Origin of the sequence: Thiobacillus sp., assembly GCF_030696885.1 — a bacterium.
GTDB lineage: Bacteria > Pseudomonadota > Gammaproteobacteria > Burkholderiales > Thiobacillaceae > Thiobacillus.
Genome location: NZ_JAUYRI010000005.1, coordinates 61,463 through 84,905, shown reverse-complemented (window position 1 = coordinate 84,905; position 23,443 = coordinate 61,463). Strand labels below are relative to the sequence as shown.

The 23,443-nt window shown below is 64.6% G+C and carries 23 protein-coding genes; 8 read left to right on the top strand and 15 right to left on the bottom strand.

Features of this window, described 5'->3' with window-relative positions:
- Nucleotides 1-4: 4 nt before the first annotated feature.
- The 8 genes from fabF to Q8R61_RS01425 form a co-directional block, all read right to left on the bottom strand.
- Entirely contained in the window at nucleotides 5-1,237 is a 1,233-nt protein-coding gene (fabF, locus tag Q8R61_RS01460; protein ID WP_305533534.1) for a beta-ketoacyl-ACP synthase II, read from the bottom strand.
- Nucleotides 1,238-1,409: 172 nt separating this feature from the next.
- The gene (acpP, locus tag Q8R61_RS01455; protein WP_305533533.1) at nucleotides 1,410-1,643 is read right to left on the bottom strand and encodes an acyl carrier protein; all 234 of its coding nucleotides are present in this window, start codon (nucleotides 1,641-1,643) and stop codon (nucleotides 1,410-1,412) included.
- 72 nt (nucleotides 1,644-1,715) lie between these two features.
- Nucleotides 1,716-2,456, bottom strand: a complete 741-nt coding sequence (fabG, locus tag Q8R61_RS01450) for a 3-oxoacyl-ACP reductase FabG (RefSeq protein ID WP_305533532.1) — start codon at nucleotides 2,454-2,456, stop codon at nucleotides 1,716-1,718.
- Nucleotides 2,457-2,465: 9 nt separating this feature from the next.
- A complete protein-coding gene (gene fabD / locus Q8R61_RS01445) occupies nucleotides 2,466-3,389 on the bottom strand; it encodes an ACP S-malonyltransferase (RefSeq protein WP_371133529.1) in 924 nt (307 codons plus the stop codon).
- A gap of 22 nt (nucleotides 3,390-3,411) precedes the next feature.
- On the bottom strand, nucleotides 3,412-4,371 hold the full coding sequence (locus Q8R61_RS01440) for a beta-ketoacyl-ACP synthase III (protein ID WP_305533530.1): 960 nt from the start codon (nucleotides 4,369-4,371) through the stop codon (nucleotides 3,412-3,414).
- Nucleotides 4,368-5,387, bottom strand: coding sequence for a phosphate acyltransferase PlsX (gene plsX / locus Q8R61_RS01435; protein ID WP_305533529.1), 1,020 nt, complete (start codon nucleotides 5,385-5,387; stop codon nucleotides 4,368-4,370). The genes Q8R61_RS01440 and plsX overlap by 4 nt, the downstream gene beginning before the upstream one ends.
- Nucleotides 5,388-5,457: 70 nt before the next feature.
- A complete protein-coding gene (gene rpmF / locus Q8R61_RS01430) occupies nucleotides 5,458-5,637 on the bottom strand; it encodes a 50S ribosomal protein L32 (protein WP_305533528.1) in 180 nt (59 codons plus the stop codon).
- 31 nt (nucleotides 5,638-5,668) lie between these two features.
- Nucleotides 5,669-6,088 (bottom strand): DUF177 domain-containing protein, encoded by a 420-nt coding sequence (locus tag Q8R61_RS01425; protein WP_305533527.1) that lies wholly within the window; start codon nucleotides 6,086-6,088, stop codon nucleotides 5,669-5,671.
- Between the two features lie 132 nt (nucleotides 6,089-6,220).
- Here Q8R61_RS01425 and Q8R61_RS01420 point away from each other — a divergent pair, with 132 nt between their 5' ends.
- From Q8R61_RS01420 to Q8R61_RS01405, 4 genes are read left to right on the top strand one after another with little or no spacing between them, the layout of a single operon-like run.
- On the top strand, nucleotides 6,221-7,639 hold the full coding sequence (locus Q8R61_RS01420; RefSeq protein ID WP_305533526.1) for an acetyl-CoA carboxylase biotin carboxylase subunit: 1,419 nt from the start codon (nucleotides 6,221-6,223) through the stop codon (nucleotides 7,637-7,639).
- Between the two features lie 9 nt (nucleotides 7,640-7,648).
- Nucleotides 7,649-9,499 carry a sodium-extruding oxaloacetate decarboxylase subunit alpha gene (gene oadA / locus Q8R61_RS01415; protein WP_305533525.1) on the top strand — a complete coding sequence of 617 codons (1,851 nt, stop codon included), beginning with the start codon at nucleotides 7,649-7,651 and terminating at the stop codon, nucleotides 9,497-9,499.
- Nucleotides 9,500-9,505: 6 nt separating this feature from the next.
- On the top strand, nucleotides 9,506-10,099 hold the full coding sequence (locus Q8R61_RS01410; protein WP_305533524.1) for a Maf family nucleotide pyrophosphatase: 594 nt from the start codon (nucleotides 9,506-9,508) through the stop codon (nucleotides 10,097-10,099).
- A complete protein-coding gene (locus tag Q8R61_RS01405; protein WP_305533523.1) occupies nucleotides 10,081-10,788 on the top strand; it encodes an SAM-dependent methyltransferase in 708 nt (235 codons plus the stop codon). The genes Q8R61_RS01410 and Q8R61_RS01405 overlap by 19 nt, the downstream gene beginning before the upstream one ends.
- A 4-nt stretch (nucleotides 10,789-10,792) precedes the next feature.
- On the opposite strand, the gene Q8R61_RS01400 is transcribed toward Q8R61_RS01405, so the two are convergent.
- Genes Q8R61_RS01400 through Q8R61_RS01380 form a run of 5 tightly spaced genes read right to left on the bottom strand, consistent with a single transcriptional unit; the run spans nucleotide 10,793 to nucleotide 13,899 of the window.
- Entirely contained in the window at nucleotides 10,793-11,008 is a 216-nt protein-coding gene (locus Q8R61_RS01400; protein ID WP_305533522.1) for a transcriptional antiterminator, Rof, read from the bottom strand.
- A complete protein-coding gene (locus Q8R61_RS01395; protein ID WP_305533521.1) occupies nucleotides 11,005-11,949 on the bottom strand; it encodes a S49 family peptidase in 945 nt (314 codons plus the stop codon). The genes Q8R61_RS01400 and Q8R61_RS01395 overlap by 4 nt, the downstream gene beginning before the upstream one ends.
- A complete protein-coding gene (locus Q8R61_RS01390) occupies nucleotides 11,946-12,296 on the bottom strand; it encodes a Rieske 2Fe-2S domain-containing protein (protein WP_305533520.1) in 351 nt (116 codons plus the stop codon). The genes Q8R61_RS01395 and Q8R61_RS01390 overlap by 4 nt, the downstream gene beginning before the upstream one ends.
- Nucleotides 12,275-12,940 (bottom strand): HAD-IA family hydrolase, encoded by a 666-nt coding sequence (locus Q8R61_RS01385; RefSeq protein ID WP_305533519.1) that lies wholly within the window; start codon nucleotides 12,938-12,940, stop codon nucleotides 12,275-12,277. The genes Q8R61_RS01390 and Q8R61_RS01385 overlap by 22 nt, the downstream gene beginning before the upstream one ends.
- Complete coding sequence (locus Q8R61_RS01380; RefSeq protein ID WP_305533518.1) at nucleotides 12,937-13,899, bottom strand: RluA family pseudouridine synthase; 963 nt, start codon at nucleotides 13,897-13,899, stop codon at nucleotides 12,937-12,939. Before Q8R61_RS01380 ends, Q8R61_RS01385 begins: the two co-directional genes overlap by 4 nt.
- A gap of 424 nt (nucleotides 13,900-14,323) precedes the next feature.
- On the opposite strand from Q8R61_RS01380, the gene Q8R61_RS01375 reads away from it, so the two are divergent.
- The gene (locus Q8R61_RS01375) at nucleotides 14,324-16,915 is read left to right on the top strand and encodes an Rne/Rng family ribonuclease (protein WP_305533517.1); all 2,592 of its coding nucleotides are present in this window, start codon (nucleotides 14,324-14,326) and stop codon (nucleotides 16,913-16,915) included.
- Between the two features lie 66 nt (nucleotides 16,916-16,981).
- Here Q8R61_RS01375 and Q8R61_RS01370 read toward each other — a convergent pair whose 3' ends face one another.
- Together Q8R61_RS01370 and uvrB are read right to left on the bottom strand one after the other, a co-directional pair.
- Nucleotides 16,982-17,461 (bottom strand): low molecular weight protein-tyrosine-phosphatase, encoded by a 480-nt coding sequence (locus Q8R61_RS01370; protein ID WP_305533888.1) that lies wholly within the window; start codon nucleotides 17,459-17,461, stop codon nucleotides 16,982-16,984.
- A 7-nt stretch (nucleotides 17,462-17,468) separates the two neighbouring features.
- Nucleotides 17,469-19,496, bottom strand: a complete 2,028-nt coding sequence (uvrB, locus tag Q8R61_RS01365) for an excinuclease ABC subunit UvrB (RefSeq protein ID WP_305533516.1) — start codon at nucleotides 19,494-19,496, stop codon at nucleotides 17,469-17,471.
- 72 nt (nucleotides 19,497-19,568) lie between these two features.
- Here uvrB and Q8R61_RS01360 point away from each other — a divergent pair, with 72 nt between their 5' ends.
- The 3 genes from Q8R61_RS01360 (at nucleotide 19,569) to Q8R61_RS01350 (ending at nucleotide 23,406) form a co-directional block, all read left to right on the top strand.
- Nucleotides 19,569-20,762, top strand: a complete 1,194-nt coding sequence (locus Q8R61_RS01360; RefSeq protein ID WP_305533515.1) for a pyridoxal phosphate-dependent aminotransferase — start codon at nucleotides 19,569-19,571, stop codon at nucleotides 20,760-20,762.
- Nucleotides 20,763-20,795: 33 nt separating this feature from the next.
- The gene (locus tag Q8R61_RS01355) at nucleotides 20,796-22,073 is read left to right on the top strand and encodes a YhjD/YihY/BrkB family envelope integrity protein (protein ID WP_305533514.1); all 1,278 of its coding nucleotides are present in this window, start codon (nucleotides 20,796-20,798) and stop codon (nucleotides 22,071-22,073) included.
- A 97-nt stretch (nucleotides 22,074-22,170) separates the two neighbouring features.
- Nucleotides 22,171-23,406, top strand: a complete 1,236-nt coding sequence (locus tag Q8R61_RS01350) for a DNA polymerase (RefSeq protein WP_305533513.1) — start codon at nucleotides 22,171-22,173, stop codon at nucleotides 23,404-23,406.
- Nucleotides 23,407-23,443: the final 37 nt, after the last annotated feature.

Here is a 23,443-nt window from a genome sequence, read left to right as displayed (position 1 = left end):
ACGGTCAAACGCGCTTGAAGACCAGCGAGCCGTTGGTGCCGCCGAACCCGAAATTGTTCTTGAGCGCGGCGTCGATCTTGAGATCACGCGCCGTGTTAGCGCAGTAATCGAGGTCGCATTCCGGGTCTTGCGAGAAGATGTTGATGGTGGGCGGCGAGACCTGATGATGCACCGCCAGCACGGTGAACACCGACTCCACCCCGCCGGCGCCGCCGAGCAGGTGTCCGGTCATCGACTTGGTCGAGTTCACCACCGCCTTGTAGGCCGCCTCGCCGAGCGCAAGCTTGATCGCATCGGTCTCGTTCTTGTCGCCCAACGGGGTCGAGGTGCCGTGCGCGTTGATGTAGTGAATCTGGTCGGCATTCACGCCCGCATCGCGCAGCGCATTCAGCATCGAGCGCTTGGGGCCGTCGGTGCTCGGCGCCGTCATGTGATAGGCGTCGCCGCTCATGCCGAAGCCGGAGACCTCGGCGTAGATTTTCGCGCCGCGCGCCTTGGCATGCTCGTACTCCTCCAGCATCAGCACGCCGGCGCCCTCGCCCAGCACGAAGCCGTCGCGGTCCTTGTCCCACGGGCGACTGGCGGTGGCCGGGTCGTCGTTGCGGGTGGACAGCGCGCGCGCCGCGGCAAAACCACCGAGACCCAACGGCGAAATCGCGCACTCGGCGCCGCCGGCGACCATCATGTCGGCATCCCCGTGCTCGATCATGCGGGCCGACAGACCCACCGCATGCAGGCCGGTGGTGCAGGCGGTGACCACTGCCAGATTGGGCCCCTTGATTCCATACAGAATCGAGAGGTTGCCGGAAATCATGTTGATGATGGAACCCGGAATGAAGAAGGGGGAAATCTTCCGCGGGCCGGATTCCAGCAACAGGGTGTGCGTTTCCTCGATCAGCGGCAGGCCGCCGATCCCGGAACCGATATTGATGCCGATACGCTCGGCGTTGGCATCGGTGATTTCGATGCCCGAGTCGCGGATCGCCTGGATGCCGGCCGCCATGCCGTACTGGATGAAGGTATCCATGCGGCGGGCTTCTTTCGGGTTGAGATACTGATCAACATCGAAGTTTTTGACTTCGCCCGCCATGTGAGAGGCGAAAGGAGACGGGTCAAAGCGGGCGATGCGGGCGATGCCGGTGCGACCAGCCACCAGATTCTCCCACGCTTCCGGGATGGTGTTGCCGACCGGGGAGATGATCCCCAGGCCAGTGACGACGACGCGACGTTTGGACAAAAGTCAGTCCTTATTCAGGGATTCGGCACAACCGGAATTGAATGGCCGGGTGGCAGGCCCGCCTGCCGTTGCAGAGCGGGCTTGGCGCATGCCGAATCGATCCACATTGAAATCTGCGCTGGCTTGATGCGGCTCGCCGAACCGGGCGAAGACCGATCAATTGCGCGGGTGATCAGCTCGAGTGGCTGTTGACGTAATCAATGGCCTGCTGAACGGTGGTGATCTTCTCGGCCTCTTCATCGGGAATTTCACAACCGAACTCTTCTTCCAGCGCCATCACCAGTTCAACGGTGTCGAGCGAGTCAGCGCCCAGGTCGCCGACGAAGGAAGACTCGTTCTTGATGTCTGCCTCGTTCACGCCCAGTTGCTCGGCGACGACTTTGATTACACGCTGTACGTTATCCATTCCTGATCCTCTCTTGAAATAAGGCTTCAACAAAATTGAAGCCGGACGATTTTACCAAACTTGAGGGGGCGATTACGCCATGTACATGCCGCCGTTGACATGTAATGTGGTGCCCGAGATATACCCTGCTGCGGGTGAGGCCAGAAACGCGACTGCCTGCGCAATATCTTCCGCTGCGCCGAGGCGTCCCAGCGGGATGTGCGCAAGCAGCGCCTGACGCTGCGCGTCGGGCAGCGCGCGCGTCATGTCGGTGTCAATGAAGCCCGGCGCGACGCAATTGACCGTGATGTTGCGGCTGCCGACTTCGCGCGCCAGCGACTTGGTGAAGCCCATGATGCCGGCCTTGGCCGCACTGTAGTTGGTCTGTCCGGCATTGCCCATGGCGCCGACCACCGAGGCGATGGAAATGATGCGGCCGGTGCGCGCCTTCATCATCGCGCGCAGCACCGCGCGCGACAGGCGGAACACCGAAGTCAGATTGGTCGCCATAATGTCGTCCCACTCCTCGTCCTTCATCCGCATCAACAGATTGTCGCGGGTGATGCCGGCGTTGTTGACCAGGATGCCGATCGCGCCGAAATCCTTTTCGATCGCCGCGATCACGGCGTCGACTTCGGCGGCGTCGGTGACGTTGAGCTTCATGCCGCTGCCCTTGATGCTGGCGGCGGCCAGGTAATCGGTGATCGCCTGCGCGCCCTTCTCGCTGGTGGCGGTGCCAACCACGGTCGCGCCGGCCTGGCCGAGCGCCAGTGCGATGGCCTGGCCGATTCCACGGCTGGCGCCGGTTACTAAAGCGATCTGTCCTTGCAGCATGATGTCTCCTTATTGGCTGAGTGCAGCTTGTAGGCTGGCTTCATCCACCAGCGCCACGGCAGGCAGGCTGTCGTCGATGCGCTTGGTCAGGCCCGCCAGCACCTTACCGGGGCCGCATTCGATCACGCGCTCGGCGCCAGCGGCTTTCAGCGCCAGCACGGTTTCGACCCAGCGCACCGGGGTATGCAATTGCCTGGCCAGCGCCACGCGTATGGCTTCCGGGCTGGCGTGCGTCTCGACGTCGGTGTTGTGCAGCACTGGAATCGTCGGCGCGATGATCGCCACGTCCTGCAGGTGCGCCAGCAATTTCTCGGCGGCCGGCAACATCAGCGAGGAATGTGAAGGAACCGACACCGGCAACGGCAGCGCGCGCTTGGCGCCCTTCTCTTTCGCCAGCACCATGGCGCGCTCGACCGCCGTGCGGCTGCCGGCGATCACCACCTGGCCGGGCGAGTTGAGGTTGACCGCTTCGACTACGTCGCCGGCTGCCGCCTCCAGGCACACGGCCCGCACCACGTCGTCGTCGAGGCCGAGGATCGCCGCCATCGCGCCGCTGCCCTCGGGCACTGCCACCTGCATCGCCTCGGCGCGGAAACGCACCAGCTTGACGGCATCGGGGAAGCTCATCGCGCCCGACACGACCAGCGCGGCGTATTCGCCAAGGCTATGGCCGGCCAGCCACTCGGGCTGCGGCCCGCCCATCGCCTGCCATACGCGCCAGGTCGCGATATCGGCGGCGAGCATGGCGGGCTGGGTGTTGACGGTCTGGTTCAGCGCGTCGGCCGGCCCTTCGCTCACCAGCGTCCACAGGTCCTGGCTCAACGCGTCCGAGGCTTCGGAAAAGGTGAGGCGCACTTCGGGCCGTGCGGCGAGACCCTGCAGCATGCCGACCGATTGCGAGCCCTGCCCGGGAAATACAAAAGCCAGTTTCACAGCATTGCCCTCTTCCATGGAATCAGTACTTCAGGAGCACGGAGCCCCATGTAAAACCACCGCCAAAGGCCTCCATCAGCACCGTCTGGCCGCGCTTGATGCGCCCGTCGCGCACCGCCACGTCAAACGCCAGCGGCACCGAGGCGGCCGAGGTGTTGCCATGGCCGGCGACGGTGGTCACCACGTTGTCCATGCTCATGCCGAGCTTCTTCGCGGTGGCGGAAATGATGCGGATGTTGGCCTGGTGCGGCACCAGCCAGTCGATGTCAGATTTCTGCAGACCGTTGGCTTCGAGCGTTTCGTCGACGATGCGGTCGAGCGTGTTGACCGCCATCTTGAACACGGCATTGCCTTCCATCCGCATCAGCGCAGGTTCCTTCATCCCGGTGGAAGTGCCATTGGTGGTGCGCAGCAATTCCTTGTGGCGGCCGTCGGCGTGGATATGGGTGGCGATGATGCCAGGCTCAGCAGATGCGCCCAGCACCACCGCGCCGGCGCCGTCGCCCCACAGGATGCAGTTGCCGCGGTCGTTCCAGTCGGTGATGCGCGACAGCGTCTCGGCGCCGATGACCAATACGTGTTTGGCTGCGCCGGTCTTGATGAACTGGTCGGCCACGCTCATTGCGTAGACGAAACCACTGCACACCGCCTGCAGGTCGAACGCCGGGCGGCCATTGGTCATGCCGAGCTTGGACTGCACGATGCAGGCGGTGCTGGGAAACACCAGATCGGGTGTGGTGGTGGCGACCAGCAGCAGGTCGATGTCGTCGATCGCAAGGCCCGCCGCGTCGAGTGCGGCACGCGCCGCCTCGACCGCCAGATCGCTGGTGAACTCGCCCTCGGCGGCGATATGGCGCTCGCGGATGCCGGTGCGCTCGACGATCCATTGATCGTTGGTCTCCACCAGTTTTTCGAGATCGGCGTTGGTGAGGATGCGGGCCGGCAGATAGCTGCCGGTGCCGAGAATGCGGGAATAGGTCAAGCGGCTACCCGTTGAATAAGTTGAATCTGTTCGCTGATGCGCTGCAGAACATTGTTGCGGACTTCGTCGCTGGCCGTCTCGATCGCATGCTCGAACGCATAGCGGTCGGCCGAACCGTGGCTTTTCACCACCACGCCTTTCAGCCCCAAGAGCGTGGCGCCATTGTAGCGGCGCGGATCGAGCCGCTGCTTGAACGCCTTCAACACCGGCATCGCGATCAGGCCGGCAATGCGGGTCAGCAGGTTGCGCTTGAATTCGGCGCGTAGCGTGGTGGCGATCATCTTGGCCAGGCCTTCGGAGGCTTTCAGCGTGACGTTGCCGACAAAGCCGTCGCACACCACGACATCGGTGGTGCCCTTGAAAATGTCGTCGCCCTCGACGTTGCCGTAGAAGTTCAGGTGGCTCGCGCGCAACAGTTCGGCGGCCTGCTTCACGACTTCATTGCCCTTGATGTCTTCCTCGCCGATGTTGAGCAGGCCCACGCTCGGGTTCGTCCGGTGCTCGACGGCCGATACCAGCATCGCGCCCATGACGCCGAACTGCAGCAGGTGTTCGGCCGTGCAGTCGACGTTGGCGCCCATGTCCAGCACCAACGCATGCCCCTTGATCGTCGGCATCACGGCCGCAATGGCGGGACGGTCGATGCCGGGCAAGGTTTTGAGGACGAAACGCGCGGTCGCCATCAGGGCGCCGGTGTTGCCGGCCGATACGCAGGCGTCGGCCTCACCGGACTTGACGAGGTCGATGGCAATGCGCATGGAGGAGTCTTTTTTGCCGCGCAGCGCCAGCGCGGGCGCCTCGTCCATCGCCACCACCTGACTGGCGTGGCGCACGAGGAGACGGGGGCCGGGCGTGGCACGGCGCGTCTTGAGCTCGGCGGCGATGATGTCCTGCGGTCCGACCAGAATGACACTCAGGTCGGCGTAGCGCGCAAGACAACGGATCGCCGCCGGGACGGTGACATGGGGGCCGTGATCGCCCCCCATGACATCAATGGCGACTGTGATGTTTCTCATACAGCCGGAAGCGTGGGCTGAATCAAGCGCGCCAGGCCGTCTAATGACTACAGCGCAGCGCGTCAGGGAATTATTCGCCTTTGGCCTTGACGACCTTGCGGCCACGATAAAAGCCGTTGGGGCTGATATGGTGACGCAGATGGGCTTCACCCGTGGTCGGCTCGATGGCCAGCGGGGGGTTGGTCAGAAAATCGTGCGAACGGTGCATGCCACGCTTGGACGGGGACTTTTTGTTCTGCTGGACTGCCATTTCTTGCTCCTAAAAAAATTTCGTGCACCCCTCAGACGGGGCATTCACCTTCTGCGTGCATTGCTGCCAGCGGCAGGCTCAACAACACTTCATCCTCAACCAGATCGACCAGATTCAACGTTTCGCCGACCAGGATCGCATCGCTGTCGGGCAACGCATCCAGCCGCTCCAGCTCCGCTTCATTGCGCGCCAGGTGCAGCGTGCGGCCGATCTCGACCGCGTGCCGCATGGGGCCCATGCAACGCTGGCAGGTCAGTTCGACTTCGCCGCTGATCGCCAGCCTGAACGACCGGCCCCCACGCGCATCCGTCCGTCCGGTGACTCGACAGAACAGCTCGCCTTGCGTAAATTCCAGAGCGAGACGCGGAAACGCAGACACCTCGGTCCGGGTTTCCCACGTCTGCCCATCCCGGCAGAAACGCCCGGGGTCGATTTCAACAGGCTGTAGCATGGCAAATCGACACTTGGCGCATCCAATCAACGTACTGGCGCGGCGTCGGACAGACCCGACATGACGCACCCGGTTAAACATTAGCCCGCAATGATATGATTTCGCGTTATTTTTGTCAAAGAAACGGTGACCATGCTTAAGAAAATACTGGTCGCCAACCGGGGGGAGATCGCCGTACGCATCGTGCGCGCCTGCGCCGAGCTTGGGATCAAGTCGGTCGCCATCTATACCGACGCCGACCGCCACGCCCTGCATGTGAAGAAGGCCGACGAGGCCTACCACATAGGCAAGGACCCGATTCTGGGCTATCTGAACGCACACACCCTGGTCAACCTGGCCGCCGCGTCGGGCTGCGACGCGCTGCATCCCGGCTACGGCTTTCTCTCCGAAAACCCCGATCTGGCGACCATCTGCGCACGCCGCGGCATCCGCTTCATCGGCCCTTCGCCCGAGGTGATCCGCCGCATGGGCGACAAAATCCAGGCCCGCAACGCGATGCTCGCCGCCGGCATCCCGGTGGTGCCCGGCTCCGACCACAACCTGGAAAACGTCGAGGAGGCGCGCACGCTGGCCAGCAAGATCGGCTATCCGGTGATGCTGAAAGCCACCAACGGCGGCGGCGGGCGCGGCATCCGCCGCTGCGACAGCGAGGAAGACCTGCTGAAGAACTACGACCGCGTGGTGTCGGAAGCCAGCAAGGCCTTCGGCAAGCCCGAGGTCTTCGTCGAGAAATGCGTGGTGCAGCCCAAGCACATCGAGGTGCAGATCCTGGGCGATACGCAGGGCAACGTGATCCATTTATTTGAAAGGGATTGCTCGATCCAGCGCCGCAACCAGAAGCTGATCGAGATTGCGCCCAGCCCGCAGCTGACCGAGGCGCAGCGCCAGTACATCGGCAAGCTGGCGGTACGCGCCGCCAAGGCGGTGGGCTACGTCAATGCCGGCACCGTGGAATTCCTGCTCGACCGAGACAACCAGTTCTATTTCATGGAAATGAACACGCGGCTACAGGTCGAGCACCCGATCACCGAGACCATTACCGGCGTCGACATCGTGCAGGAGCAAATCCGCATCGCCGATGGCCAGCCGCTGCAGTACAAGCAGGAAGACATCCAGCACCGCGGCTATGCGATCGAATTCCGCGTCAACGCCGAAGACCCGAAGAACGAGTTTCTTCCCAGCCTCGGCCGCATCACCCGCTACTACTCGCCGGGCGGCCCCGGCGTGCGTGTCGACGCGGCGATCTACACCGACTACGTGATCCCGCCCTACTTCGACTCGATGTGCGCCAAGCTCACGGTGTGGAACCTGACCTGGGAATCCGCGCTGGCACGCGGACAGCGTGCGCTGGCCGACATGCTGGTATACGGTGTGAAGACGACGATTCCCTACTACCAGGAAATCCTGAAAAACCCCGAGTTCCGCAGCGGTCGCTTCAACACGAGCTTCGTGGACGAGCACCCGGAACTTACCCAATACACTGAAAAGAAACCGCCGGAAGTGATGGCTGCCGCCATCGCCGCCGCCATCGCCGCACACCAGGGTTTGTAAACGTAAACTATGGCCAAAGTACACATCACCGATCTCGTTCTACGCGACGGCCACCAGTCGCTCATAGCCACCCGCATGCGCACCGAAGACATGCTGCCGATCTGCAGCAAGCTCGACTCGGTCGGCTTCTGGTCGCTGGAAGCGTGGGGCGGCGCCACCTTCGACGCCTGCGTGCGTTTCCTGCGTGAAGACCCGTGGGAACGCCTGCGCAAGCTCAGAAAAGCGCTGCCCAACACGCAAATCCAGATGCTGCTGCGCGGGCAGAACCTGCTCGGTTACCGCAACTACTCCGACGACGTGGTGCGCGCCTTCGTGCAGAAATCCGCCGACAACGGCGTCGACGTGTTCCGCGTGTTCGACGCGATGAACGACCTGCGTAATCTCAGAGTCTCGATCGAGGCGGTCAAGGCCGCCGGCAAGCACGCCGAGGGCACCGTCTGCTACACCACCAGCCCGGTGCACGACATCCCGCATTTCGTCGCGCTCGCCAAGGGCCTGGCCGAGATGGGCTGCGACACCATCGCGATCAAGGACATGGCGGGCCTGCTCACGCCATACACCGCGTATGACCTCGTCTGCGCGATCCGCGAAGCCACCCAACTGCCGATCCACACCCACAGCCATGCGACCTCCGGGCTGTCGCACATGACGCACCTGAAGGCCGTGGAAGCCGGCGCCACCATTATCGACACCTGCGTCGGCGCATTTGCCGAGGGTGCGAGCCACCCCACCACGCAGAGCCTGGTCGCCGCACTTGCCGGTACCGCCTACGACACCGGACTGTCGCTGCCGCTGATCGAGGAAATCTCGGCCTACTTCAAGGAAGTGCGCAAGAAATACTGGCAATACGAATCGGAATTCACCGGCACCGACACGCGCGTGCTGATCAACCAAGTGCCGGGCGGGATGATTTCCAACCTCGCCAACCAGCTGAAGGAGCAAGGCGCGCTCGACCGCATGGACGCCGTGCTCGAGGAAATCCCACGCGTGCGCGAAGACCTCGGCTTCCCGCCGCTGGTGACGCCCACCTCACAGATCGTCGGCACCCAGGCCGCGCTGAATGTGCTGACCGGCGCGCGCTACAAGTCGATCACCAACGAAGTGAAGCTCTACCTGCAGGGCCGCTACGGCCAGGCGCCGGGCCACATCAACGAGGAAGTCCGCAAGATGGCGATCGGCGACCTCGAAGTCACCACCTGCCGCCCGGCCGACCTCATGGGCGACGAACTCGACAAGCTGCGCGGCGAAATCGAGGGCCTGGCCAAGTCCGACGAGGACGTGCTGACTTATGCGATGTTCCCCGAAATCGGCAAGACCTGGCTGCAGGAGCGCGCTGCCGGCAGCCTCAAGCCCGAGCAGCTGCTGCCGCCCGGCAGCGGCTCGCAGCAGGAATGCGCGCCGCACTACGCCGCCGATGAATTCAAGATCACGCTGCACGGCGAGACCTATCACATCAAGCTGTCGGGCAGCGGCCGCAGCGACTCCAGCCAGCGGCCCTATTTCGTCGCAATCGATGGCGTCACCGAAGAAGTGCTGGTCGAGTCGTTGAACGAGGTTGCCATCTCCGGCAACGGCGGCGACAGCACGCCGCGCAAGGCGGCCGCCGCGCCCGCCGCCGGCCAGAAACCGCGCGCCAGCCACCCCGGCCACGTCACCGCTGCGATGCCCGGCACCATTGTTGACGTGCTGGTCAGCATCGGCCAGACGGTCAAGGCCGGCGACGGCATCCTGGTGATCGAGGCGATGAAAATGGAAAACGAAGTGCAGGCGCCGATCGCCGGCATCGTCATCAGCATTTCCGCCAAGAAAGGCGACGCGGTGACGCCGGACATGGCGCTGGTGGAAATCCAGCCGGAATAAGCCGCGATGAAGCTGGTTCTGGCATCCACCTCGCGCTACCGGCGCGACCTGCTGGCGCGCTTGCATCTGCCGTTCGACATCCTTTCGCCCGACGTCGATGAAACCCCGCTGCCGGGTGAGACGCCCTCGGCCACTGCGCTGCGCCTGTCGGTGCTGAAGGCACAGGCCGCCGCCAGCGCTTATCCCGATGCGCTCATCATCGGCTCCGACCAGGTGCTGATGCTGGATTCTGAGCAGCTCGGCAAGCCCGGCAACTACGACAATGCCTTTGCACAGCTGAAAAAAATGCAGGGCCGCGCGATGGTGTTCCATACCGCGCTGACGCTGCTCAACAGCCGCACGGGCCACGCGCAGACGCGCGACGTGCCGACCGTGGTGCACATCCGTCCGCTGACCGACGCGCAGATCGCGGCCTATCTGCAAAAGGAAACGCCCTACGACTGCGCCGGCTCGGCCAAGAGCGAGTCGCTCGGCATTGCGCTGATGGAACGCATGGACAGCCCCGACCCCACCGCGCTGATCGGCCTGCCGCTGATGGCGCTGACCGAGATGCTCATGAATGAAGGCGTCGACGTGCTCACATGGCAAGCCTCTACCTGATCCCGGTACCGCTGGGTCCGGTCAGTCCGGACGCCTGTCTGCCGCCCGACACCCTCGCCGTCGCGCGCCGTCTCGAACACTTCGTCGTCGAGCGTGCCAAAACGGCACGCGCACACCTGAAAGCGATGGGACACCCGCAGCCGATTCAGGCGCTGCAGATTGAAGAGCTCAACGAGCACACCCCGGCTGCCGCCATTCCCGCCCTGCTGGCACCGCTCAAGGCCGGCCATGACGTCGGCCTGCTGTCCGAGGCCGGCTGCCCCGCCGTGGCCGACCCCGGCGCCGCACTCGTGCTGGCTGCCCATCGAGCAAACATTCCGGTGGTGCCGCTGATCGGACCGTCGTCGATTCTGCTGGCACTGATGGCCTCGGGGCTGGGCGGCCAGCGCTTTGCCTTCCACGGCTATCTGCCGGCGAAGGAGCCCGAGCGCAGTCAGTCCATCCGCGAACTGGAAAAAACGGCCCGGCGCGATCGCGCCACCCAGCTCTTCATCGAAACGCCTTACCGCAGCGTCGCCCTGCTCGACGCGCTGGCCAGCGCACTGGCACCCGACACGTTGATCAGCGTCGGCGCCGACCTCAGCCTGCCCGGCCAGCTGATCCAGACCCGCAGCGCAAAAGCCTGGCGCGGCCAGACCGACGCGGTCAAGGATCGGCTCGTGGTGTTCGGAATCGGGATCGGGGTTTAGACGCTCAGAACTGCAGGCTGTCGAGCCGCAGAATCCATTGCTCGCCGGAGGGCGTCTGCGCCTTCAGCCACTCGGCGCCATCCCGCGTATACACATCCAGCGGCAGCAGGCGTTGCGCCTCGCCGCCCACACGCACGTCCAGCCATTGCTGCGTCAGCGCGGCAAACTCCAGCCGCTCATGCTGGGCGCAGGGGATGGGCTGATACGGCGCGTCGCTCAACGCAGGTTGACGCCCGCCTGTCCGAACGGCGACCACGCCTTCGCCATGCTGGCGCCAAAACGGCCGGCGAGGCGCTCGGCGAAGCCGGGACGCTCGGTGTAGTCAACAATGTGCTCCGCCTTAATGACGTCGCGCGCGACCGACTCCACCGAACCGAGTGCGTCGGCGAGCCCCAGCTCGATGCTGGTTTCGCCGCTCCACACCAGGCCGCTGAAGGTTTCGGGGGTTTCTTTCAGGCGCTTGCCGCGGCCTTCGCGCACCACGGCGATGAACTGGCCGTGGATTTCTTCCAGCATCTGCTTGGCGAACACCTGCTGCTCGGGATCGACCGGGGAGAAGGGGTCGAGGAAGCCCTTGTTTTCACCGGCGGTGAGCAGGCGGCGCTCGACGCCGAGTTTCTCCATGGTCTGGGTGAAGCCGAAGCCATCCATCAGCACGCCGATCGAGCCGACGATGCTGGCCTTGTCGACGTAAATCCTGTCGGCGCCGGCGGCGACGTAATAGCCGCCGGAGGCACAGATGTCGTCGATCACGGCATACAGCGGCGTTTTCGGATGCTTGGCGCGCAGGCGCTTGATCTCGTCGTAGATCTGCCCGGCCTGCACCGGACTGCCGCCGGGGCTGTTGATGCGCAGGATCACGCCGCGGGTGTTCTTGTCGTCAAAGGCGCCCTGCAGGCTGGAGATGATCGAATCGGAACTGGTTGCGTCGGACGAGATCACGCCCTGCAGGTCGATCAGCGCGGTGTGTTCCTGGGGAATGCTGACGCCGTCGCCCTGGAACCAGCCGGCCGCCAGAAACAGCACGATGAAGAGGTACAGAAAACCGAGCGTCTTGAACAGGATGCTCCAGTGGCGGCTACGGCGTTGTTCCTGGATCGCGGACAGGGCCAGTTTTTCCAGCACGCTGCGCTCCCAATTGGGGTCTTGTTGCTCGCTCATTGTTCTTCCATCAGATAAACATGGCCGTCACGTTCGACGACCGACAGGGAAATCAGGCCACGCCCGGCGCAGCGTCCGCCCACGCAGTGCCCGCTCGCGGGATGGTAGAGCGCGCCGTGAGTGGAGCAGATCAAGTATAGCCGCGAGTCGTCGAAGAACTCGCCTTCCTGCCAGTCGAGTTCCACCGGCACGTGGCCGCATTGGTTGAGGAAGGCGCGCGGCTGGCCGCCGAAGCGGACCACGAAGGCCGGCTGCGGCTGGCCCGCGCGCACCACCTCAAAGCGCACACCGCGGCCCAGTTCAGCCAGATCGGCGGCGGCGCAGATCAGGCGTTCGCGGCAAGCCACGCATATACCTCGTCGAAACTGTCCATCAGCGCCAGCGGCGCGTGCGGATGCAGATCGCCCGCCTCGTGCGCGCCATAGGTCACCCCAAGGCTGGCGACGCCGGCACTCGACGCCATCAGCAGGTCGTGGCTGGTGTCGCCGATCACCAGCGTGCGCGCCGGGTCGGCGTCGAGTTCGGCGATCAGCTCCAGCACCATCGCCGGATGCGGCTTGGAATGCGTCTGGTCGGCGCAGCGGGTGGCGGCAAACCACGACTCCAGCCCGCTGCTCTCGAGCGCGCGGGACAGGCCGAGTCGGCTTTTGCCGGTGGCCACCGCGAGTGTGAAGCCGCTGGCGTGCAGTTCGCGAATGCCGCTGTCCACCCCGGCAAACAGCGGGATCTGCGCGTCGCGCCCGAGGTAGTGGTGGCGGTAGCGCTCGACCAGCCGCGGATAGTCATCGGCCGGCAGGTCCGGCAGCAGGGTCTGCAGCGCCTGGATCAGGCCGAGGCCGATGATCTGGCGCGAGGCGCGGTCGCTCGGCGCGGGCAGGCCAATGTCCTCGCAGGCGCGCTGGATCGAATCGACGATCACCCCGGCGGAATCCATCAGGGTACCGTCCCAGTCGAAAATCAGTAAGTCAAACTGCCTGGGTTTAATAATCATGGCGCATTGTTTAAAGTATCCAGAAATGAAGCCAGTTCCGCGGGCAGCGGCGCTTCGATCAGCAGCCGCTCGCCCGAAATCGGGTGTTCGAAGCTGAGCTGCGCAGCATGCAGGAACATGCGCTTCAGCCCCTGCTTCATCAGCCGCTTGTTGAGTTCGAAATCGCCGTATTTGTCGTCTCCCGCGATCGGAAAGCCGAGGTGCGAGGTGTGGACGCGAATCTGATGGGTACGCCCAGTCTTCAGTTCCGCCTCCAGCAGGGTGAAGTCCGCGAATTGTTGCAGACGGCGGAAGATGGTGTGCGCGGTCTGCCCCTCGTCGCGCACGGTGACGCGCTTTTCGCCGTCATCGGTCACGCGCTTGTGCAAAGGCAGCTTCACGTGCTGCACCGGGTTCGGCCAGCGCCCGGCCACCAGCGTCAGGTAGCGCTTCTCGATCTTGCCGTCGCGCATCGCCGTATGCAACCCGGTCAGCGCGCGGCGCTTCAGCGCAATCAGCAGCACCCCCGAGGTTTCGCGGTCGAGGCGGTGCACCAGCTCCATGTAGCGGCATTCCGGCAGTTCCAGCCGCATCTGCTCGATCACCCCGCGCGAAATCCCGCTGCCGCCATGCACCGCCATGCCGGACGGCTTGTTCAGCGCAATCAGGGCGTCGTCGCGATAGAGAATGTGCGGCAGCAGGCGGATGCCGCCCTGCGGCAAATGGGTGGCGGGGGTGATGACCGGGACCGCGGTGCGCACTGGCGGAATGCGCACCTCGTCGCCCAGCTGCAGGCGGTAGCTGACCTCGACACGACCGCCATTGATGCGCACCTCACCGCCCCGCACCAGCTTATAAATGCGGCTTTTGGGCACGCCTTTCAGCCGTGCCATCAGAAAGTTGTCCAGACGCTGGCCGTCAGCGCTGTCGTCGATCTTCACGCGCCGGACCGAATCTTTCTCTAAGTCATTCTTTTTCATATACACTACCGCCGGTTCGGGCTGAGTTTTGCCTGACCAATTTGCCCGGCATTCATGCCGGAAATTTTGAGATCACGCCGGTTACAACGCTCACCGGCCGCCGCCTGCCCGGCCCGTCTGGATTCCTGCCGCCCAGCCCACATCAGGCTGACACGAACAGTCGAAACCACACGCCCCGCCAGTCGGCAAAGCAGCGATGTTATCAATGACGCGACCACAAGCATACGAAATAAACGTTCACGCCCAGGCCCAGCCTGCAGCGGGAACCGGAAAGACCGCCCCGGCATTGCCGGTGACACTCTCCAGGAACAGGACACCCAATCTCCATGCCGTTTCACCTCAACTAACCGTGATCGCATGAGCCGCCCGCTCTAGGCGAGCGGCAGTCTGCCCTGTCCCGTATGCACGCGCGCGGGAGTAAACAATGAAGCGCATGCTATTCAACGCAACCCAGGCGGAAGAACTCCGGGTTGCCATCGTCGACGGGCAAAAACTCGTCGACCTTGACATCGAGTCCGCCAGCAAGGAACAACGCAAGGGCAACGTCTACAAGGGTGTCATCACCCGCGTCGAGCCCAGCCTGGAAGCCGCATTCGTCGATTACGGCTGCGAACGCCACGGCTTTTTGCCATTCAAGGAAATTTCCCGCACCTGCCTGCCCAACGGCGGCCGCGTCCCCGAAAACCTGAAAGAAGGCCAGGAACTGCTGGTCCAGGTGGAAAAGGACGAACGCGGCAACAAGGGCGCTGCCCTCACCACCTACATCTCGCTGGCCGGCCGCTATGTCGTGCTGATGCCAACCAACCCGCGCGGCGGCGGCGTTTCGCGCCGCATTGAGGGCGAGGAACGCAACGAACTGCGCGACACCCTGGCGCAGCTCGACATCCCCGAAGGCATGAGCCTGATCGCCCGCACCGCCGGCATCGGCCGCACCGCCGAGGAATTCCAGTGGGACCTCAGCTATCTGCTGCGCATCTGGGAAGCGATCGACGGCGCGGCCAAGACGATCCGGGCGCCTGAACTGATCTACCTCGAATCCAACCTGATTACCCGGGCGATTCGCGACCACTTCTCGGCCGACATCGGCGAAATTCTGATCGACACCGAAGACGTCTATGAACAGGCGCGCGCATTCATGGAAAACGTGATGCCGGGCAACGTCAACAAGGTGAAGCTCTACCACGACGACGTGCCGCTGTTCTCGCGCTTCCAGATCGAACACCAGATCGAGTCGGCGTATTCGCGTCAGGTCAACCTGCCGGCCGGCGGTGCGATCGTGATCGACCACACCGAGGCGCTGGTCTCGGTCGACGTCAACTCGGCGCGCGCCACCAAGGGCAGCGACGTCGAGCAGACCGCCTACAACACCAACCTCGAAGCGGCCGATGAAATCGCCCGCCAGATGCGCCTGCGTGACCTTGGCGGCCTGATCGTGATCGACTTCATCGACATGGAAAACCCCAAGCATCAGCGCGAAGTCGAGAACCGCCTGCGCGATGCCCTGCACTACGACCGCGCCCGCGTGCAGACCGGCAAGATCTCGCGCTTCGGCCTGCTGGAAATGTCGCGCCAGCGGCTGCAGCCCTCGCTCGGCGAAACCAGCTACAACCCCTGCCCGCGCTGCCACGGCACCGGCCACATCCGCGGCACTGAATCCTCCGCGCTGCACATCCTGCGCATCCTGCAGGAAGAGGCGATGAAGGAAAACACCGGCGCCCTGCACGTGCAGCTGCCGGTCGATGTCGCCACCTTCCTGCTCAACGAGAAGCGCGTCGACATCCACACGCTGGAATCGCGCCTCAAGGTGAATGTGGTGTTGATCCCCAACGTCCACATGGAAACCCCGCACTACACCATCACCCGGCTGCGCCACGACGAGCTCAACCTGAGCGGCGCCGCCGAGCCCAGCTACAAGATGGCGCTGGTGCCGGAAACCGAATCCGTCTACCAGACGGCGCAGGAATCCGCGCCCGCACGCCAGGTGGCCGCGGTCAAATCGATCGCGCCGCTGCAGCAGCCGATGCCGACCGTGGCCGCCGTCGTGCCGACCGCACCGGCTGCACCCGCTGCACAGGGTGGCCTGTTCGACCGCATTTTCGGCTGGCTGAAAAAGCGCAGCGACGATGCGCCGGCAGCCGCGCCCGCCCCCGCACCGGTGGCCGCGCTCACGCGTAGCGAACGTCCGGCGGGCGAACGCTCGGGTGGACGTGACCGCAAGCCCGGCCAGCGCCGCGGCCGCAGTGAAGGCCGTGGTGAAGGTCGCAACGGCGAAGCGCGCCAGCCCGGCGCACGCACGGCCGAACCGCGTGAGCCGCGGGAAGCGCGCGAGCCCCGTGAACCGCGCGAGACACGCGGTGGCGAGCAGCCCAAGCAGCCGCGTCCGCCGCGCCAACCCAAGCAGCCGCGCCCCGAAGCCGCGCCGCACGAGGCCCTCGTCTCCGACACGCCGCGTGACGACGCTGCAGGCGAAGAGAAACGTGAGCCGCGCAGCCGTCGTGGACGCGGCCGCCGCGGTCGCGGTGAAGGCCGTCCGGAGACCGGCGCGAATGGATCGGGTGCGCCGCACGCCGTCATCGAGCTTGCCGGCTACCGCGCGATCATCGAAATCGCGCGCGCGCCACGCCCCACTCGGGCACCGGCTGCGGCATCCGCGCAGCAGGCATTGCAACTGGACACGCCGGCGGCCGCACCGCTGCCGGGCGCCGTCACGGCGTCGCCCGCTGCCATCCTGGCTGATCTGGCGACCAGCAAGGCCGATCTGCAACAGGTGGAAACCCAGGCCGCCGCCGAAGCAGCTGCCGGCAGCGAGCCGAGCCGTCCGCGTCGCCGTCGTCGCCCCACGGTCAAGGCCGAGGCCGAGCCGGTCAGTCTGATGCAGGTGGAAACCACCGAGCCGGTCGCCCCGGTCGTGGAAACGACCGAGTCGTCTGCACCCCACCCCACCCGCAGACGTTCGCGGCCGCAGGCGGTGCCGGTGCAGGAGCCGCTGGTACAGGTGGAAACGCAGGCGAAATAAAGCCGCACCCACACAAAAAAACGGGGCCGCTGACAGCGGCCCCGTTTTTTTGGCCCGAAAAAGCCGTCAGGCGCCCGGGCGCATTTTCACCCTGCTCTCCCCGCTGATCTCGCGGACCAGTCCCTGCACCGCGTCCTCGATCATGTCGAGGTTTTCCTCAAAGCCATGGGCGCCCCCGTAATACGGGTCGACCACGTCGAGGTTGGGGTACTTGCGGCTGAACGACAGCAGGCGGCGTATCTTGGCGTGGTGGTGCGCCGGCGCACGATCGATCAGCCGGTCATAGTTATCGCCGTCCATCACCAGGATGTAGTCGAAGCGCTCGAAATCGGCGTCCTCCACCTTGCGTCCGCGCAACTGGCTGATGTCCACACCGCGCTGGCGGATCGCCTGCTGCGCACGCGGATCGGGCGACGAGCCAATGTGATAGGCATGGGTGCCGGCGGAATCCACCTCCACGTGCCGGTCGAGCCCCGCGCCCTGCAGCGCCTTGCGCAGCATGCCTTCCGCCATCGGCGAACGGCAAATGTTTCCCATGCACACCATCAAAACCTTAGTCATGTTCTTCCACGCCAAATAACACCTGCTTGAGTTGCTTCAACTGGTCGCGAAGTTCCGCAGCTTTTTCGAATTCCAGGTTTTTCGCCGCGTCCAGCATCTCTTTTTCCAGCTTCTTGACTCGTTTGGTCAGCGTCTTTTCGTCCAATACCTTGTATTCGGCCACCGTCTGCGCCGCCTTGAGCTCCTGGCGCGTGGCGTCGGCATCGTAGACGCCGTCGATGATGTCCTTGATGCGCTTGACCACGCCCCGCGGGACGATGCCATGTTCGGTGTTGAAGGCGATCTGCTTGTTGCGGCGGCGCTCGGTTTCGTCCATCGCGCGGCGCATCGAATCGGTGATGCGGTCGGCATAGAGGATCGCGGTGCCGTGCAGGTGGCGCGCGGCGCGACCGATGGTCTGGATCAGCGAGCGTTCAGAGCGCAGGAAGCCTTCCTTGTCCGCGTCCAGAATCGCCACCAGCGACACCTCCGGAATGTCGAGGCCCTCGCGCAGCAGGTTGATGCCGACCAGCACGTCGAACTCGCCCAGCCGCAGGTCGCGGATGATTTCGACGCGCTCGACGGTGTCGATATCCGAATGCAGGTAGCGCACCTTGATGCCGTGCTCGGCGAGGTAGTCGGTCAGGTCTTCCGCCATGCGCTTGGTCAGCGTGGTGACCAGCACACGTTCGCCGACGGCGGTGCGTTTCTTCGCTTCGCTCATCAGGTCGTCGACCTGCGTCCCGACCGGGCGCACCTCGATCAGCGGATCGACCAGGCCGGTCGGACGCACCACCTGCTCGACCACCTGGCCGGCGTGCTCGGCCTCGTATTTCGCAGGCGTCGCGGAGACGAACACGGTCTGCGGCATCAACCCCTCGAATTCCTCGAACTTAAGCGGCCGGTTGTCGAGCGCCGACGGCAGGCGGAAACCGTAATCGACCAGGTTTTCCTTGCGCGAGCGGTCGCCCTTGTACATGCCGCCGACCTGGGTCACGGTGACGTGCGATTCGTCGATGAACATCAGCGCGTCCTTCGCCAGGTAGTCGATCAGCGTCGGCGGCGGCTCGCCAGGCTGGCGCCCGGACAGATGGCGGGAATAGTTCTCGATGCCCTTGCAGAAGCCCAGTTCGTGCATCATTTCCAGATCGAAACGGGTGCGCTGCTCCAGCCGCTGCGCCTCGACCAGCTTGCCGTTGGCGTAATACCACTCCAGCCGATCGCGCAGCTCGACCTTGATTTTCTCAATCGCTTTTAAGGTCGTCTCGCGCGGCGTCACGTAATGGCTCGACGGGAACACGGTAAAGCGCGCCACCTTCTGCAAGATCTGCCCGGTCAGCGGGTCGAACAGGTGCAGCGTCTCCAGCACGTCGTCGAACAGCTCGACGCGGATCGCGGTTTCGGCGTGTTCCGCCGGGAAAATGTCGATGACATCGCCGCGCACGCGGAACACGCCCCGCTTGAACTCGACGTCGTTGCGGTCGTACTGCATCTGTGTCAGCCGCGTGATGACGTCGCGCTGCGTCATTTTCTCGTTCTCGCGCAACAGCAGGATCATGCTGTGGTAGTCGGACGGGTCGCCGATACCGTAGATCGCCGACACGGTGCAGACGATGATGGTGTCGCGCCGTTCCAGCAGCGATTTGGTCGCCGACAGCCGCATCTGCTCGATGTGCTCGTTGATGCTGGAGTCTTTCTCGATGAACAGGTCACGCGCCGGCACGTAGGCTTCGGGCTGGTAGTAGTCGTAATAGGAGACGAAATACTCGACCGCGTTTTCCGGGAAGAACTCGCGCATCTCGGAATACAGCTGCGCCGCCAGTGTCTTGTTGGGCGCCATGATCAGCGCCGGGCGGCCGGTCTGCGCGATCACGTTGGCCATGGTGAAGGTCTTGCCCGAACCGGTCACCCCCAGCAGCGTCTGGTAGGCGAGGCCGTCCCCGATGCCCTCGACCAGATGGGCGATCGCAGCCGGCTGGTCGCCGGCCGGCGGAAACGGCTGAAACAGACGGAAGGGGCTATTGGGGAAGGTGACGAACACAGGTAAAATCGCGCGGCTCAAACTTGACGATAGTAGCACTTCCGCCTTGGCGGATGCTCTGAAGGAACCACTGTGGAACTCTCCCGCCGCGTACAGGCCATCAAGCCCTCGCCCACCCTGGCCGTCACCGCCCGCGCCGCTGCGCTCAAGGCGACCGGCCGCGACATCATCGGCCTCGGCGCCGGCGAACCCGACTTCGACACCCCGCAGCACATCAAGGACGCGGCGATCGGGGCGATCAACGCGGGTTTCACCAAATACACCGCGGTCGACGGCACCCCCGGCCTGAAGGCGGCGGTCATCGCCAAGTTCAAGCGCGACAATGGCTTCGACTACACGCCCAAGCAGATCCTGGTGTCGTGCGGTGGCAAGCAGAGCTTCTTCAACCTGGTCCAGGCCGTCATCAATGCCGGCGACGAGGTCATCATCCCGGCGCCGTACTGGGTCTCGTATCCCGACATCGTCATCCTTGCCGACGGCAAGCCGGTGATCGTCGAGGCCGGCATCGAGCAGGGCTTCAAGATCACCCCGGCGCAGCTGGACGCGGCGATCACCCCGAAGACCCGGCTGTTCGTCATCAACAGCCCGTCCAACCCCACCGGCGCGGTCTACACCCGCGACGAGCTGGCCGCGCTGGGCGAAGTGCTGAAGAAGCACCCGCACGTGCTGATCGCCAGCGACGACATGTACGAGCACATCCGCCTGGACGACGTGCCGTTCGTCAACATCCTCAACGCCTGCCCCGACCTCTACAACCGCACCCTGGTGCTGAACGGCGTGTCGAAAGCCTATTCGATGACCGGCTGGCGCATCGGCTACGCCGCCGGCCCCGAAGCCATCATGCGCGCCATGACCAACGTGCAGTCGCAGTCGACCTCCAACCCCACCTCGATCTCGCAGGTGGCCGCCGAAGCCGCGCTGAACGGCGACCAGGGCTGCATCACCCCGATGCTCGACGCCTTCAAGGCTCGCCACCGCTACGTCGTCGATGCGCTCAACGCCATCCCCGGCTTCAAGTGCGTCGACAGCGGCGGCGCCTTCTACGCCTTTCCCGACGTGCGTCCCGCGATCATGAACCTGTTGGCGCGCGACATCATCGAAGCGCCGACCGACATCGCGTTTTCCGAATACCTGCTGGAATCCGCCGACGTCGCCGTCGTCCCCGGCTCGGCCTTCGGCGCCGAAGGCTACATCCGGCTGTCGTTCGCCACCTCGCAAGCCAATCTGGAAAAGGCGCTCAAACGCATCGCCCAGGCACTGGCCTAGCCTCGTGCCCGCCGCGCAGGTAGGCTAGCGACCATGCGCACTCCCACCCTGCCCCCTCCGCGCGGCACGCTGTCCTGGCTGCTGCAGCTGGGCTATACCACTGCGCGCCTGTTCAAGCAGAACAGTCTGCAGAACCACGCCGCGGCGACTTCGTTCTATTTCCTGCTGTCGGCCACGCCGCTGCTGCTGCTGCTGAGCTACGCGCTGCAACTGCTGGGGCAGCTCGCCGAAAACTCGGTGCCCGCCAGCATCCTGATGGCCGCGCTCTACAGCCAGCTGCAACTCGACAGCCTGACCACGCTCGGCTTCATCCCGCGTCAGACCCAGCTTGCCGCCGGTGGCGTCGGCCTCGTCACCCTGATCGTGTCGTCGCGCGGGCTGGTGCATTCGGTCGAAGGCGCCTTCCGCGTCCTGTTCCCCAGCCAGGGCAAACACAACATGGTGCTGTCGTGGGTGCTGCCGCTGATCATCCTGCCGGTGCTGTTCCTGCTGATGGGGCTAGCCGCCGTGGCCCAGGTGGCGCTGAACTTTCTGGCGCAGAACGACTTCATCGGCACCGGCAATGCGCTGGTGCTCCAGGCGCTCAACGCGCTGTTCGGCTTTGCCATGGTGTGGATGCTGCTGTTCGCCGCCTACTGGCGGCTGCCGCGCCAGCATCCGCGCGCGCGCGTCGCCGCCGTGTTCGCGCTGCTGGCCACCGTGAACCTGGCGCTGCTGCTGGTGCTGTTCGGCGCCTTCTTCAAGCTGGAAAACTACAACAGCCTGTACGGCGCGGTCGGCGGCGTGGTGTTCGTGCTGATCGGCGCCTTTTTCGCCTTCCTGCTGCTGTATCTGTGGGCGCAGGCGTTGTATGCCTATGGCAAGGCCGACATCACCGCGCTGGAAAAGCTGTTTCTCGGCGGCAGCGGCGAAGGCGCCAGCAAGCTCGAAGGCTTCGTCTTCGGCGACGCCCACCGCCTGCTGGAAAAATACGGCCAGGTTCATCCCCCCGGCCATATCCTGATCGAGGAAGGCGACGACTCGCGCACCGCCTATTTCCTCTATGCCGGCACCGCCGTGGTCTACAAGAACACCGACAGCGGACGGCGCCATCTGGGTGCCCTCAGCGAAGGCCAGCTGTTCGGCGAAATGGCCTATCTCTTGAGCGAGAAACGCACCGCCTCAGTGGTGGCCGAAACCGAGATCACCGTGCTGGCGCTGCCGCCGCAGATCATGGAAGAACTGATGCGCCACTCGGCCCCGCTGTCGCGCCGCATCATCGACATCCTGTGCCAGCGGCTGGAGCGGATGAACCTGGCGAACCCGGGCTGAGGATCGGATATACTGTATGCATATACAGTATATTTAACATCTGTCGTCGTCCCGGAAAAAAGCCGGGCGAGGATTGAGTGTTCCCCCGGAGCACCCCATGTCCCTGCATTCGCTTTACGTCGACCTCAATTCCTTTTTCGCCTCGGCCGAGCAGCAGTTGCGACCCGAGCTGCGCGGCCGCCCGGTCGGCGTGCTGCCGGTGATGGCCGACACCACCTGCTGCATCGCCGCCAGCATCGACGCCAAGCGCTTTGGCATCAAAACCGGCACGCCGGTGTGGCAGGCCAGAAAGCTGTGCAAGGACATCGTCTTCGTGCAGGCACGGCCGGCCGCCTATGTCGAGATCCACCATCGCATCATTGCCGCGGTCGAGTCGTGCACCCCGGTCGGCGAAGTGCTGTCGATCGACGAAATGGCCTGCGAACTGATGGGCAGCGACCGCCAGGAAGCCCATGCCGTCAAACTCGGCAATGAGATCAAGCAGGCGATCTACACCCAGGTCGGTGAAGTGCTGCACAGTTCGGTCGGCATCGCGCCCAACCGCTTCCTCGCCAAGACCGCGTCCAACATGCAAAAGCCCGACGGCCTCGTCGTCATCCGCCAGGACGAACTGCCGCAGCGGCTGTACGGCCTGAAACTCGGCGCCCTGAACGGCATCGGCCGCGCGATGGAACAGCGCCTCAACCAGCTCGGCATCCACAGCGTCGAGCAGCTCTGCACCGCCAGCCGCGAAACCCTGCGCCACGCCTGGGGCGGCGTCGAGGGCGAGCGCTATTACGCCAAACTGCGCGGCGACGTACTCGCCTCGCTGCCCACCCAGCGCGCCAGCATCGGCCATTCGCATGTGCTCGCGCCCGAACTGCGCACGCCCGATTCCGCACTCGCCGTGCTCCACCGCCTGCTGCACAAAGCCGCCATGCGTCTGCGCCACTACGGCTATTGCGCTGGCGGCCTCGGCCTGCACCTAAGCTATCTCAAAACCGCCGCCGGCCACGCCCACTGGGTCGACCAGGCCCGCTTCTCGCCGCACGCCGACACGCTCCGGCTCAACCCCGTGCTGGCCGAACTGTGGCAGCGCCGCCCGCCCGATCCCGGTCCCCTCCTCAAGGTCGGCGTCGTCCTCACCCACCTGGTCGAGCACAACCAGGTCACCCGCGACCTGTTCGACCCCGAGGACCAGCACGCGCCCCTCAACAGCGTGCTCGACCGGATCAACCAGCGCTACGGCCCCAATACCCTGTATTTTGGCGGCGCCCACCATGGCCGCGGCGCCGCGCCCATGCGCATCGCCTTCAGCCATGTGCCCGAATTGCAGGTGGAAAGTGACGGTTGAGACTTGACCGGAACGCCCGTCATCTCTAGAATGCGCG